This is a genomic window from Providencia hangzhouensis (assembly GCF_029193595.2).
GTDB classification, from domain to species: Bacteria; Pseudomonadota; Gammaproteobacteria; order Enterobacterales; family Enterobacteriaceae; genus Providencia; species Providencia hangzhouensis.
This window is the reverse complement of record NZ_CP135054.1, coordinates 66126-79375: the sequence shown is the minus strand read 5'-3', so window position 1 is coordinate 79375 and position 13250 is coordinate 66126. Positions and strand designations below refer to the sequence as shown.

Genomic DNA, 13250 nt, shown 5'->3' with positions numbered 1-13250 from the left:
GGCACTGTTGCAAATAGTCGGTGGTGATAAACTTATCATCCCCTTTTGCTGATGGAGCTGCACATGAACCCATTCAAAGGCCGGCATTTTCAGCGTGACATCATTCTGTGGGCCGTACGCTGGTACTGCAAATACGGCATCAGTTACCGTGAGCTGCAGGAGATGCTGGCTGAACGCGGAGTGAATGTCGATCACTCCACGATTTACCGCTGGGTTCAGCGTTATGCGCCTGAAATGGAAAAACGGCTGCGCTGGTACTGGCGTAACCCTTCCGATCTTTGCCCGTGGCACATGGATGAAACCTACGTGAAGGTCAATGGCCGCTGGGCGTATCTGTACCGGGCCGTCGACAGCCGGGGCCGCACTGTCGATTTTTATCTCTCCTCCCGTCGTAACAGCAAAGCTGCATACCGGTTTCTGGGTAAAATCCTCAACAACGTGAAGAAGTGGCAGATCCCGCGATTCATCAACACGGATAAAGCGCCCGCCTATGGTCGCGCGCTTGCTCTGCTCAAACGCGAAGGCCGGTGCCCGTCTGACGTTGAACACCGACAGATTAAGTACCGGAACAACGTGATTGAATGCGATCATGGCAAACTGAAACGGATAATCGGCGCCACGCTGGGATTTAAATCCATGAAGACGGCTTACGCCACCATCAAAGGTATTGAGGTGATGCGTGCACTACGCAAAGGCCAGGCCTCAGCATTTTATTATGGTGATCCCCTGGGCGAAATGCGCCTGGTAAGCAGAGTTTTTGAAATGTAAGGCCTTTGAATAAGACAAAAGGCTGCCTCATCGCTAACTTTGCAACAGTGCCCTTCGTAATCCTTTCTCGCAACCGCTGCCAGCATGTCTAACATCATACTGTTAAAGGCGGCAAGCATTCGTTCCGTAAACTCATCGGTGCGATTCATAAATTGATAGCTGGTTGGGAGATCTAAAGAAACAACCTTCAACCCTTTATGTCCAATGAGATATTTTAATTTTTCCCAGTCATCCGTATTCAAGCGGCTAATTCTATCCACCTGTTCAACTTAAATAATATCACCTGGCATGGCCACATTGAGTAAGCGAAAGAGTTCAGGTCTGTGAAGTTGGGCGCCCGATTCATTCTCTTCAAACCAGCAGGCAATCTGTAGTCCCATTCCCTCGACAAATTTCAATAGTTCATTTTTTGCTCTTGATGCATCCTGTTCATGGGTTGATGCGCGAAGATATCCTTTAATGGCGTAATGCCGTCTTTATTGAGGATGAGGTTGTTCTGTGTTTCTAATAGCTGGCGTTGATTGAGTTCAGACTCTAACCGTTGGCGTTGTTCGAATTGAATAGCATCACGATTTGAGAGCGTCAGAATATTGGCTGCCTTGCTCGCATGAGCAGCAAATAAAGTTGCAAGTATGAACACGAAACAGATAGATTTGATTGACATAAAATTACGAATAGTTTTCATTTTCAACGTTATAATTGACCGTAATTTACAGTTTGGGTTGAGATATCTCAATCATTCGTTTATTAATGAAACTATTTAGATCAATTTATGCCAGTGAATCAGCAGTTTTTAGTGATTAAATGTTTGGATAAGTAATTTGGTTATTTTTATTTCTGTTTTTTGTGGGTAAAATGAAATAAAAAAATAACTTATCTTGTATTAGTGATTTATTTGTCTTTATATTTCATTGCATGTGATTTTATTCAAAATAGTGACATTAACGTTGAGTCTGATGGGGGATAAAAGTAGATGTAATATTATATTTTGTGACAGGTAATCGTGATATACCTCATTTCTCAATAACACATTAATTCTATTTGGTTTTTAAAGACCAGCTGCTTCCACCATAAAGTGTAGAACCAATGACTTCTTCCCATATATTGTGTTCGATGAGTAAGTATTTAATCGACTGGAATTCGATATGCGTTAAAACGCCTTCTTCTTCCCCATTTTGTGATAGTAAAAGATAACCTTCAGGTATGCGAACCGAGGATTGAAAGGCGGCCTTTGCAAATAAACGATAAAATGTGGTGATTGTATATCCTCGACGTAATAGTCCGAGGAGTTGTTCTGTTGGTATCGCCATACGTTTTTCCTCTCTAAATAGAATGCTGATTATTTTTGTTGATAACGTAGTTGAATTCGACAGACTTGTGAACGACTATAGCCAGTAGCCTCAGCGGTTTCTCGAATACTGAGTCCTTTGGTTTTTCGGTAATAAATCACTTTCTCATGACGCTCTTTATCCGCCTGCTTTCCTTTGTATTTACCTAAAGTCTGAGCGCGCTCGATACCTTGTTTTTGTCGTTCGCGGCGACTGATCCAATCTTTGTGTGACATTGCTGCCATCAAATCAATCAACATGGTATTAATAGCAGAAAGTACAGCTTGAGTGATAGGGTCATTCTGTGTGGGATCTTGGTTATTTAAGGCTTGCCAAGATGTTGGTATATCGAGACTGACAATCCGTAACTCATGTTGCTCTATTTGTTTTTTTAATTTTAGCCAATCGGTATTGTTTAATCGAGTGAGCCTATCAATTTGTTCAACTAATAAAATATCACCTTGTTGACTATCACTGAGTAAACGCGAAAGTTCAGGGCGTTCTAATTTTGTGCCACTAATATGCTCGCGATAATAATTCGCAATTCGTCCTCCTCGTTCTTCAACAAAATCATTTAGCATATTTTTTGCTCTATCTGCATATTGATCTTCAGAAGAGGCTCTGAGGTAAGCTCGTATGAACATTTTTTCACCAATCTATCGCATTTAAATTATCTCATTAAAAGTATCGCATATAGATTATTGCATTGATAGTGATTTGATGCATTTTAGGTTCTCGCTTTGGGGTATACCCTAATGCTATAAGTCTAATTGACTTGATTTTATCAAATAGGCTAACTAAAATTATTGTGTTAATAATTAACACAAAAGGTGGTGCTATGGCTCGTACAACAAGTGTAACAATCGGGGCTCAATTGGATGAGTTTGTCAATCAACTCATTTCGTCAGGAAGATATGGCTCAACAAGTGAAGTCGTTCGCTCTGCTCTACGTTTACTTGAGGTCCAAGAAAAGCAAACAGCAGCATTGAAGATGTTAATTGATGCAGGTGAGCAAAGTGGTGAGTCGTCGTTAACACTCCAAGATATCGCTAAGAAAGTGAAGAACGCTCATAATGTATAAACTTTCTAATTTAGCGGCTAAAGACTTTGAAGGGATATTCGAGTATACCCTCGTGAATTTTGGTATTAGGAAAGCAGATGAATACACTAAAAACTTACACGATGTATTAGAAGTGATTAGCCCTAATCCATTGATAGGAATCGAGTGTACAGAAATTGCAGTTGGGGTTAGGCGTCATAACCACTCTAAGCATGCAATTTTTTACCGATATAGAACCGATGATATTTTTGTTATCCGAATTCTTCATCAACAAATGGAGCCACTAAAACACTTTTATTTTGAGTAGTTTGAAAAGTAAGTAGACAAATATTTTAATAGCATTATTTTCATGCTGAAGATTAAAGTACCCTCTTTAGTTTTATCAGAAAGATAACCTAAAAAAGGTACTTATATGAATATTTAGCTATTATTTATTAATACAGCATTACATTTTATCATCTTTAGCCATGCTATCTTTAGCCATGCTATCTTTAGCCATGCTATCTTTAGCCATGCTATCTTTAGCCATGCTATCTTTAGCCATGCTATCTTTAGCCATGCTATCTTTAGCCATGCTATCTTTAGCCATGCTATCTTTAGCCATGCTATCTTTAGCCATGCTATCTTTAGCCATGCTGTCTTTAGCCATGCTGTCTTTAGCCATGCTATCTTTAGCCATGCTGTCTTTAGCCATGCTGTCTTTAGCCATGCTGTCTGCATAAGAAGCTGCAGCTGTCATACATAACGCACTAGTTAAGATTACCAATATTAATTTTTTCATAACAAATTTACTCTCTATCAGTTTATTTATATTAATACTACCATTATAACTATGGGTTATTGATTAAAAAATGATTACAAATTTGTCATAAAGCGAGGAGTAAGAAATATGGGCTTGTTGCAAATAATAAATTTGCGCATTTTTCACTCAGCGCTAAGAAAGTGAAGAACGCTCATAATGTATAAACTTTCCAATTTAGCGGCTAAAGACTTTGAAGGGATATTCGAGTATACAGAAATTGCAGTTGGGGTTAGGCGTCATAACCACTCTAAGCATGCAATTTTTTACCGATATAGAACCGATGATATTTTTGTTATCCGAATTCTTCATCAACAAATGGAGCCACTAAAACACTTTTATTTTGATGAGATTGACCTGTAAACTCGAAAACTTCAGTTAACTCATTTTTTATAAATCCCTTCTCATTAACTAGCTTAGTTTCTTTAAACTTATCGTGCGGAACTGGTTCTCTATAAGTCGATTTTTATAAGAAATGCGTACCATATTGCTTGGTGCAGATAAGGTATACTTTAATTGAACTATTTTTAGTGAGATATGATTAGTTGGAAAATCCAGAAATGATCGTTTGAAAAATCGATTAGTGGAGACAGGTGTACGTTAAATGTTATTTACCGACTAAAAAAACACCGCTTCAGGCCTAATTTACGATGTTTAAAATGTCATAATATAAAAGACATCAGTGAGTTTGATAAGTCAAAATAAAAGACTGAAATTAATCATAGGACTTAGTAAGTCTTTTGTTTAAGAGACACTAACGAAAAGGGGATGCAATAATGGATGTGCTTCATTGTCCGATATTAGAGGAATTAAGCAATATATGGAAAAAAAGGCACTGTTGCAAAGTTAGCGATGAGGCAGCCTTTTGTCTTATTCAAAGGCCTTACATTTCAAAAACTCTGCTTACCAGGCGCATTTCGCCCAGGGGATCACCATAATAAAATGCTGAGGCCTGGCCTTTGCGTAGTGCACGCATCACCTCAATACCTTTGATGGTGGCGTAAGCCGTCTTCATGGATTTAAATCCCAGCGTGGCGCCGATTATCCGTTTCAGTTTGCCATGATCGCATTCAATCACGTTGTTCCGGTACTTAATCTGTCGGTGTTCAACGTCAGACGGGCACCGGCCTTCGCGTTTGAGCAGAGCAAGCGCGCGACCATAGGCGGGCGCTTTATCCGTGTTGATGAATCGCGGGATCTGCCACTTCTTCACGTTGTTGAGGATTTTACCCAGAAACCGGTATGCAGCTTTGCTGTTACGACGGGAGGAGAGATAAAAATCGACAGTGCGGCCCCGGCTGTCGACGGCCCGGTACAGATACGCCCAGCGGCCATTGACCTTCACGTAGGTTTCATCCATGTGCCACGGGCAAAGATCGGAAGGGTTACGCCAGTACCAGCGCAGCCGTTTTTCCATTTCAGGCGCATAACGCTGAACCCAGCGGTAAATCGTGGAGTGATCGACATTCACTCCGCGTTCAGCCAGCATCTCCTGCAGCTCACGGTAACTGATGCCGTATTTGCAGTACCAGCGTACGGCCCACAGAATGATGTCACGCTGAAAATGCCGGCCTTTGAATGGGTTCATGTGCAGCTCCATCAGCAAAAGGGGATGATAAGTTTATCACCACCGACTATTTGCAACAGTGCCTCAGCAATCATATTTTTAAATTATATAACTCCCAACTGAGCTTTTGCTCCAACGATAAGGCTTTCATTTTGAGTTTCTAAGGCAAATAAACCATACATCAAAGGAGAGGCCGCTGCTCTTTCTAAAGTCTGTTCATATAGTTTATTCCAAACTTTACCCCCTAGTTTTTCATACTCGATGATTAGAGTTTTGAGGCTTTCTTCTCCAAACAAAGTTACATGCCCAGCAAAATCAATCGCTGGGTCATCTATATGGGCTGTTGACCAATCAATAACGCCTGAAACAGCTCCATCCTTTGAAGCTAGTACATGCCCAGCATATAAATCGCCATGTATAAATTGGGTGAAATCTGCCCATAGAACATCATTATCCAACCATTTTCTGTAGCGGGTTTCCAATTGCTCACTTATACCAATTTCAGATTTTACTAACTGCAAATTGTTTGCTATTTCAGGTCTTAAATCTGAAGGTTTCATAATTTTCAAATCATTTTCCCGAACTTCTTTTTCAGGAATACTATGGATTTCAAATAAGGTTTTTGCCAAAGATGTTATGTATTTCGGGCTATCTTTGTCCATATTCCAAATTATTTCATAGGTTTCAGCATCCAAATTTAAAACAGGATTATCTTTAAGTATGGGATAAGCCACTAATTCTGTAGATGAAATTCTCCAATCAGGAACCTCTACAGAAAGATGTTTTTTTACCAATTCTAAAATGCGTTTTTCTTTCTTGATTTGTTCCCTCATGCCATCACGACGAGGAATACGCAGCAACCATTGTTGCCCCTTTGTATCAAGAGCAAAAACGACCTTAAAATCAATGCCCATTTCATTGAAATTCATTTTGTCCGTAAGCAACAAGCCGTGTGCTTCAGCAAGTGATTGAATATCTTGAATTGTCATTTTTAATTTCCTTTAAAGAGTTCAATAATTAATGTTCGGATTAGATTGGCTATCATTAACAATCTCTCTCAAAAGTCTTGATGATTTTGTGGTCTTTGATCTCGTAGATAATGTCAGCAATATTATCGACCAATTGCTTGTCATGAGATACGAAGATAATAGTTCCTGCATAGGACTTCATCATTGTTTCTAATGCGGCAATACTTTTTAGGTCAAGATAGTTTCCTGGTTCATCCATAAGCAAAATATTATATTTTCCTAAAAGCATTTTGGATAAAAGCAGTTTGATGATTTCACCTCCCGATAAGTCGGATAAGTTTTTTTGAATATCATTCGCTCCGATCCCCATTGAAGCCAATACTGCACGAATTTCCGCAACTGTGTACTCGCACTCTTCCTGCATAAAGGAGAGCACAGATTTATGCGTGTTAAATTTATATCCTGTTTGTGTAAAGTAGCCAATTTCAGCTTTTGGAGATATGGTTAATCCATCAGCACGTTCTGATATCATTTTTAACAAGGACGTTTTCCCTGTTCCATTCGATCCAGTTATAGCGACTTTAGCGCCAAGCGGTATTATAAAGTTAGCGTCATCAAAGATAGTACGGCTACCAAATTTTAAGCTCAGACCATCTGCCGTAATCGGGAACTTATTGTGCAGTTCTAGGGCTGAACTTTGACGAAAACGAATAGAACGCAAATGCTCTGGTGCTTGAATATCTTCTAATGCAGCCAAACGCTTTTCCATACTCTTAGCTGCCTGATACAGTTTTCTTTGCTTGGTGCCAGTCATTTTTGCATGCCCAAGTCGTCCAGCACTTTCGGTAGAGTTTTTGGATTTTTCTCCTTTTTTCTTATTGTCTAATCGATTAGCTTGCTGGCGTTTTTCTTGCACAGCAGATTCTAATCGCTCCCGTTCCTTCATCATCAGCTCATATTCTACGGCTTGGTGTTGTCGCTCTTCTTCTTTTTGACGCAAGTAATCCGAGTAACCACCCCAATATTCCGTAATTTTACCGTCTTTTAACTCCCATATCTTGTCTACAACCATATCAAGAAAATATCGGTCATGACTGATAACAAGTAATGCTCCATCAAATGCTTTAAGTTGACCAATAAGTAGATCTATTCCATTGAGATCAAGGTGGCTGGTTGGTTCATCCGCTAGAATGCCATGTACTTGTTGGGAAAATGCGGCAGCAATTTTTGCACGAGTTTCCTCTCCGCCACTCATTGTGTCGTTTTGTACATTGGAAACACCAAGGCGAGATAACATTGCCCGGTCTTCGACCGTTTCTATTTCGATTCCGCCCAGTTGGCTGATATGTGCAAAATCACCAAAACGCTGTAATGTCGCTTCGGCTAAAACAATTTCGCCATTAAGTACTTTGAGTAAACTACTCTTTCCTGCTCCGTTATCACCCACAAGACCAATACGGTCATAAGAGTGAATTTCCAATTCATCAATATCCAAAACATCACGCCCAGCATAATCCAAGCGTATGTTTCTCGCTTTAATAATTAAACTCATTTTTATTTACTCCTGTTTAGCTCTTGAAATTTTTTATGCAGCAAACAGGATTTAGGTGAAAACAAAAGCTAGCATCACAGTGTCCTCCCAAAAAAAAAGCTATTCATCCACAGGGTGGACAAATAGCTAGTCAATTAAGTTATAACTGGAAACTATGCACTAAAAGCATACTTATAAATTAAGCATACTTTTACTTTATATATCCGCATATATTCTTAAAGACACAACAAAAGCCCACCATTATAAAATAGTGTCACTATGCAAATAGTTGTGTCTTAACGAATGCGGATAGAATGCATAAACTTACCTAAAAAATAAAATTCAGTTTTATGATAACTTTACTGTTAAAAGAAGTCTAGACAACCTTGTTTTATGCTTGGATATAAGGCTTATTTTAGGCACTGTTGCAAAGTTAGCGATGAGGCAGCCTTTTGTCTTATTCAAAGGCCTTACATTTCAAAAACTCTGCTTACCAGGCGCATTTCGCCCAGGGGATCACCATAATAAAATGCTGAGGCCTGGCCTTTGCGTAGTGCACGCATCACCTCAATACCTTTGATGGTGGCGTAAGCCGTCTTCATGGATTTAAATCCCAGCGTGGCGCCGATTATCCGTTTCAGTTTGCCATGATCGCATTCAATCACGTTGTTCCGGTACTTAATCTGTCGGTGTTCAACGTCAGACGGGCACCGGCCTTCGCGTTTGAGCAGAGCAAGCGCGCGACCATAGGCGGGCGCTTTATCCGTGTTGATGAATCGCGGGATCTGCCACTTCTTCACGTTGTTGAGGATTTTACCCAGAAACCGGTATGCAGCTTTGCTGTTACGACGGGAGGAGAGATAAAAATCGACAGTGCGGCCCCGGCTGTCGACGGCCCGGTACAGATACGCCCAGCGGCCATTGACCTTCACGTAGGTTTCATCCATGTGCCACGGGCAAAGATCGGAAGGGTTACGCCAGTACCAGCGCAGCCGTTTTTCCATTTCAGGCGCATAACGCTGAACCCAGCGGTAAATCGTGGAGTGATCGACATTCACTCCGCGTTCAGCCAGCATCTCCTGCAGCTCACGGTAACTGATGCCGTATTTGCAGTACCAGCGTACGGCCCACAGAATGATGTCACGCTGAAAATGCCGGCCTTTGAATGGGTTCATGTGCAGCTCCATCAGCAAAAGGGGATGATAAGTTTATCACCACCGACTATTTGCAACAGTGCCGTTCAGGCAGTACTTCATCAACCAGCAAGGCGGCACTTTCGGCCATCCGCCGCGCCCCACAGCTCGGGCAGAAACCGCGACGCTTACAGCTGAAAGCGACCAGGTGCTCGGCGTGGCAAGACTCGCAGCGAACCCGTAGAAAGCCATGCTCCAGCCGCCCGCATTGGAGAAATTCTTCAAATTCCCGTTGCACATAGCCCGGCAATTCCTTTCCCTCCTCTGCCATAAGCGCAGCGAATGCCGGGTAATACTCGTCAACGATCTGATAGAGAAGGGTTTGCTCGGGTCGGTGGCTCTGGTAACGACCAGTATCCCGATCCCGGCTGGCCGTCCTGGCCGCCACATGAGGCATGTTCCGCGTCCTTGCAATACTGTGTTTACATACAGTCTATCGCTTAGCGGAAAGTTCTTTTACCCTCAGCCGAAATGCCTGCCGTTGCTAGACATTGCCAGCCAGTGCCCGTCACTCCGCGGTCTTCACTGCGTGATCGAGTTGATCGACACCCGCCGTGACACGCTCCATGAAGTGCCTGCCTGCGTCTGTTAGCCGAACGCCCCGCGCATGGCGCTCAAATAGCAGGACACCAAGGTTATCCTCCAGCGCTTTCACACGCGCGCTGACGCTCGACTGGCTGATACCAAGTGCCTTGGCCGCATGCCGAAAATTCAGATGCTCGGCGACGGCGATGAACTGAACAAGGGAAATGAGCGGTATCCTGCCAGACAGGATACCGACATTCACGAGGTTTCGATGGTTAGTGCGCCGCATCGGAGCGGGCCTGCTACCAGTCGTCGGTTAGACGACTGGCGACTTCTCGGTGGCAGCCCCACGGAGCCGAAGGAGCACCAGCCCCAACGAAACCAGTACCGCCATCGCCGTGGCGTAACAGATCACGGGCCACGCTGTGTCACCGTTTAAAAGTGCCACCGCCAATGTCCCGACAATGCTGACTATCAGGCTTTGAACGCAGAAGTAGAACGCGACCGCTGATCCCGCGATGTCGTCGAACTCTGCCAAAGCGCCGTTCGCGGTAACGGACACCGTGAAGACAATACCGACCGCGACAACCCACATCGGTAGGATGAAGGTGAGGAATGACGGCGAGCCGTAAAGTTCGCCGATCCCCAACAGGACCGCTCCGCAAACAAGCAACGCCATCCCACGCGCCACGCATCCTGCGATGCCCCATCTGGCGACAAAGGACTTCGCGAAACGGGTTGTCACGATCATTACAAGCGCGACAGTGGCGAAGGCAAAGCTGAATCCGATCTCGGAATATTCCGCTTGGCCTATGAGCACACGGGGAGCCGTCGAGAAGAAGACGAAGTAGGTGCCCATACCGGCGCTAAAGCCGACAGTGTAAACCCAAAAAGCCGGACTCGCGAAGATCGGCAAGACAGATCGGCGCGTCTTGACTTGATCCAGAGGGCGGGTTTCGTGCCACCTGAAACCCGCATTTAGGAGTGCGAGCATCGCCAGTATAGCCAAAGTAATGAATATCGCCTGCCATCCCAAGAACTCGCCGATCAATACTCCGGCGATAGGGCCGAGCGCAGGCACGAACGCCAGCATCGAACTGAAAAGGCCGTAGATGACGACACCCTCAGGACGGTTGGCATAAACGTCGCGAACCGTCGCGAACGTCGCCACCAGCATGGCCGACGCGCCCACTGCTTGAAGTAGACGGAAAGCGACAAAGGCCGGTGCAGTTGAAGACCAAGCTGCTCCCAGAGACGCAATGACGAAAGCCGTTGCGCCCGCAAGTAGAATTGGCCGTCGCCCGATTCTGTCTGAGAGCGGACCAAAAATCACCTGGCCCACGCCGAGCATCACCATATAGAGGCTCAACGTGAGTTGGATCATAGCGGGCGTCGTGTTCAGGATGCCGGGCATCGCTGGAACGACAGGGAGATAAATATCCATCGCCAGTGAAGCGAGGATGTCGAAAGGAGCCATCAGCAGCAGTGCTGCCGGCAGCGTATAGGCCCACGCGGGGCGTGTGGTGGTCATGACGAATCAACCCTCGATTAAGGAATACCGGGCGACGTCTGCTCGTCAGCAATCAGATGAGACTAGCCTTACAGAGCGCCGCAACAACAATACTGGTTGTTGCGGCTTACTTGTCTGCTGACTTGGAATTTCCCATCTGATTACTCCACGCTTACGAATATGAATTGCTACATTTTATCCGATTATCTTTTGCTTCGCAATGCGGCATGGGCGCACTCAGCGTTCCAGCCCCCTCTGCCGCCCTAACTGCCACGACACCGACCCGCCCTGCACGATGCCCATAACCTCGCGGCCGAGTTGGCGGTCGATGATCGGCCGCCACGGGACAAGGGTGAACTCATGGGATTTCTCGACCACGGCGAACTTGCCGCTCGATAGATGCACGGTTCCGGTAAACTTGCCGCTGACGCTCTCGCCGTCCGTGGCGGCGCGGAACGGCAGGCCCTTACTCAAAGCCATATCCGATCCGACGCCGGCTACCTCGCGCTCCCGCAGGATGGCGAGAAGGTTGCGCCGGTAGAAGACGCGGCTGTCCCGGCTGCGGGTGGCGTCGCCCTGTTCGATATGGTGCTCGCGGCGCTGGTCCATGGCTTCGCGGACTTGTTGCCCGAAGCCGGTTGGCGCAAGGTCGGCCGTCTCGCCGTGGATCAGCCGCCGGTCCAGCCAGGTCGCGCCGTCCGATCCGATCTGTTTGTTCAGATCGACCGGGGAAAGGACGCGAACGCTGGCCTGACTGTCTCGGCCGGCGTCATGGGCGGCGGCACGGCTGACCAGATCATCGGGGATGCGCCATTGGTCGGCGTCGATCCGCTCGACGATACCGGCCCGGCGTAGCGCCTCCAGCCGGCGCACATGGGCATCGACATAGCCCTCATAGTCGCCGCCTGGAACGCGGCACGTATAGGAAGAATAAACGCCCTTTTCACCCAAGTCCAACAGCTTTGGACCGCAGTTGACTCTTTCGACACCCCTGCGATGCAACCCAATCCGGCTGACGGGGAGCCAGCAACGCTGAAAATTTACCCTCCTCTTTCCCACTAGCGGCTCCTTTTCCGACAACCAGCACGGCGGATCCCTGCCGCGGCGCTGTGAACGCAGCATTTTGATTGGTATCGTTGGCCTTCAGGCTCGTCAGTCAAACAGACCCAGGAGCAGCTCAGCCGGTGGCGCCCGGCTTTCGGGTAACGCCCTGGTCCCGCTGGTTTCGGCTTTGTGCTTCAGGTGATCAAGGATCTGCTTGATCACTATAGGGTCTTCAATGCAGGCGATGACTTTCATGGCGCCGCCGCAGCCGCTGCAGGTCTCGATGTCGATATTGAAAACACGCTTGAGCCGTTGCGCCCATGTCATCGACGCTCGCCGTTGTGCTGGTGTTGCCGGTTCATCAGCCACCCTGACCTTGTTGCCCCTGCCCCGTTTTGCCGGCGTGACCAACGCCCGGTGCCGACTGTTGGGTGCGAACACCCCGTGGAAGCGGGTTAGGTTGACTCTGGGCTTCGGTACCAGGGCGGCCAGCCTTGCAATGAAATCCAATGGTTCGAAAATGACGTGCGTGGTGCCGTCCCGGTACGGCGTCTTGAGCTGGTAGCGCACGTTGCCGCCTCGTGTTAACGACAGCCGCTTCTCGGATACCGCCGGGCGGCTGATGTACCGGCACAGCCGTTCGAGCTTCTTGCGTTCATCGGCCCTGGCCGCCACGCCGGCGTGCAGGCTGGACCCGGCTACCTTGCCAATCCCGTCACCGAACGGATCACCACTGGTCGGCAGAGTTTGCAAAGTGAACACCTTTCGCCCCGCCTGTGAACCGACAGCGATACGGTAAGTGATCGAGTGCCCCAGCAGGGGTGTCATCGGGTCGTCATCCACCGCATCCGAGGCCAGATAGCTGTTTTCGACATCCCGTTCCAGCAGGCCTTGCCGTTCCAGATAGCGACCCACCCGGTGGGCGATGGTGTGCGTCAGCGGCACTGTTGCAAATAA

General features: G+C 46.3%; 14 protein-coding genes and 7 pseudogenes. 6 read left to right on the top strand and 15 right to left on the bottom strand.

Annotated elements, in window-relative coordinates; genetic code table 11:
• Positions 1–63 precede the first annotated feature (63 nt).
• Positions 64–768: an IS6-like element IS26 family transposase gene (locus PZ638_RS21215; RefSeq protein ID WP_001067855.1), complete on the top strand. Its 705-nt coding sequence runs from the start codon at positions 64–66 to the stop codon at positions 766–768.
• Positions 769–821: 53 nt separating this feature from the next.
• On the opposite strand, the pseudogene PZ638_RS21210 reads toward PZ638_RS21215, so the two are convergent.
• From PZ638_RS21210 to PZ638_RS21195, 4 genes and pseudogenes are all read right to left on the bottom strand, one after another.
• Positions 822–1229, bottom strand: a pseudogene (locus PZ638_RS21210) (recombinase family protein); the annotation flags it as partial.
• Complete coding sequence (locus PZ638_RS21205; RefSeq protein WP_071548924.1) at positions 1163–1453, bottom strand: hypothetical protein; 291 nt, start codon at positions 1451–1453, stop codon at positions 1163–1165. The gene PZ638_RS21205 and the pseudogene PZ638_RS21210, both read right to left, overlap by 67 nt.
• 352 nt (positions 1454–1805) lie before the next feature.
• Positions 1806–2078 carry a hypothetical protein gene (locus tag PZ638_RS21200; protein WP_071548925.1) on the bottom strand — a complete coding sequence of 91 codons (273 nt, stop codon included), beginning with the start codon at positions 2076–2078 and terminating at the stop codon, positions 1806–1808.
• A gap of 29 nt (positions 2079–2107) precedes the next feature.
• Positions 2108–2740 (bottom strand): recombinase family protein, encoded by a 633-nt coding sequence (locus tag PZ638_RS21195; RefSeq protein WP_071548926.1) that lies wholly within the window; start codon positions 2738–2740, stop codon positions 2108–2110.
• Between the two features lie 194 nt (positions 2741–2934).
• Here PZ638_RS21195 and PZ638_RS21190 point away from each other — a divergent pair, with 194 nt between their 5' ends.
• The 3 genes and pseudogenes from PZ638_RS21190 to PZ638_RS21335 form a co-directional block, all read left to right on the top strand.
• Complete coding sequence (locus PZ638_RS21190; RefSeq protein WP_071548927.1) at positions 2935–3177, top strand: type II toxin-antitoxin system ParD family antitoxin; 243 nt, start codon at positions 2935–2937, stop codon at positions 3175–3177.
• The gene (locus PZ638_RS21185; RefSeq protein WP_071548928.1) at positions 3170–3463 is read left to right on the top strand and encodes a type II toxin-antitoxin system RelE/ParE family toxin; all 294 of its coding nucleotides are present in this window, start codon (positions 3170–3172) and stop codon (positions 3461–3463) included. Before PZ638_RS21190 ends, PZ638_RS21185 begins: the two co-directional genes overlap by 8 nt.
• A gap of 126 nt (positions 3464–3589) precedes the next feature.
• Positions 3590–3646 (top strand): annotated as a pseudogene (locus PZ638_RS21335) (hypothetical protein); the annotation flags it as partial.
• Positions 3647–3670: 24 nt separating this feature from the next.
• Here PZ638_RS21335 and PZ638_RS21330 read toward each other — a convergent pair.
• Positions 3671–3715 (bottom strand): annotated as a pseudogene (locus PZ638_RS21330) (hypothetical protein); the annotation flags it as partial.
• Here PZ638_RS21330 and PZ638_RS21290 point away from each other — a divergent pair.
• Positions 3704–3826 (top strand): annotated as a pseudogene (locus PZ638_RS21290) (pentapeptide repeat-containing protein); the annotation flags it as partial. The pseudogenes PZ638_RS21330 and PZ638_RS21290 sit on opposite strands and share 12 nt — an antisense overlap.
• Here the strand turns inward: PZ638_RS21290 and PZ638_RS21285 are convergent.
• Positions 3773–3895 (bottom strand): annotated as a pseudogene (locus tag PZ638_RS21285) (hypothetical protein); the annotation flags it as partial. The pseudogenes PZ638_RS21290 and PZ638_RS21285 sit on opposite strands and share 54 nt — an antisense overlap.
• 219 nt (positions 3896–4114) lie before the next feature.
• Between PZ638_RS21285 and PZ638_RS21175 the strand changes: the two are divergent.
• Entirely contained in the window at positions 4115–4318 is a 204-nt protein-coding gene (locus tag PZ638_RS21175; RefSeq protein ID WP_071548929.1) for a type II toxin-antitoxin system RelE/ParE family toxin, read from the top strand.
• Between the two features lie 520 nt (positions 4319–4838).
• Here PZ638_RS21175 and PZ638_RS21170 read toward each other — a convergent pair.
• The 9 genes and pseudogenes from PZ638_RS21170 to PZ638_RS21130 form a co-directional block, all read right to left on the bottom strand.
• On the bottom strand, positions 4839–5543 hold the full coding sequence (locus PZ638_RS21170) for an IS6-like element IS26 family transposase (protein ID WP_001067855.1): 705 nt from the start codon (positions 5541–5543) through the stop codon (positions 4839–4841).
• A gap of 83 nt (positions 5544–5626) precedes the next feature.
• Positions 5627–6511, bottom strand: a complete 885-nt coding sequence (locus PZ638_RS21165) for an Mph(E) family macrolide 2'-phosphotransferase (protein ID WP_000155092.1) — start codon at positions 6509–6511, stop codon at positions 5627–5629.
• Positions 6512–6566: 55 nt separating this feature from the next.
• Positions 6567–8042 carry an ABC-F type ribosomal protection protein Msr(E) gene (gene msr(E), locus PZ638_RS21160; protein ID WP_000052512.1) on the bottom strand — a complete coding sequence of 492 codons (1476 nt, stop codon included), beginning with the start codon at positions 8040–8042 and terminating at the stop codon, positions 6567–6569.
• 449 nt (positions 8043–8491) lie between these two features.
• The gene (locus PZ638_RS21155) at positions 8492–9196 is read right to left on the bottom strand and encodes an IS6-like element IS26 family transposase (protein ID WP_001067855.1); all 705 of its coding nucleotides are present in this window, start codon (positions 9194–9196) and stop codon (positions 8492–8494) included.
• A gap of 61 nt (positions 9197–9257) precedes the next feature.
• Positions 9258–9611: pseudogene (locus tag PZ638_RS21150) on the bottom strand (transposase zinc-binding domain-containing protein); the annotation flags it as partial.
• A gap of 111 nt (positions 9612–9722) precedes the next feature.
• Positions 9723–10028 (bottom strand): LysR family transcriptional regulator, encoded by a 306-nt coding sequence (locus tag PZ638_RS21145; protein ID WP_001255015.1) that lies wholly within the window; start codon positions 10026–10028, stop codon positions 9723–9725.
• A 27-nt stretch (positions 10029–10055) separates the two neighbouring features.
• Positions 10056–11270, bottom strand: a complete 1215-nt coding sequence (floR, locus tag PZ638_RS21140) for a chloramphenicol/florfenicol efflux MFS transporter FloR (RefSeq protein WP_000214122.1) — start codon at positions 11268–11270, stop codon at positions 10056–10058.
• 216 nt (positions 11271–11486) lie between these two features.
• Positions 11487–12371 carry a DUF3363 domain-containing protein gene (locus PZ638_RS21135; RefSeq protein WP_001447541.1) on the bottom strand — a complete coding sequence of 295 codons (885 nt, stop codon included), beginning with the start codon at positions 12369–12371 and terminating at the stop codon, positions 11487–11489.
• Positions 12372–12401: 30 nt separating this feature from the next.
• Positions 12402–13232 (bottom strand): annotated as a pseudogene (locus PZ638_RS21130) (IS91-like element ISCR2 family transposase); the annotation flags it as partial.
• Positions 13233–13250 lie beyond the last annotated feature (18 nt).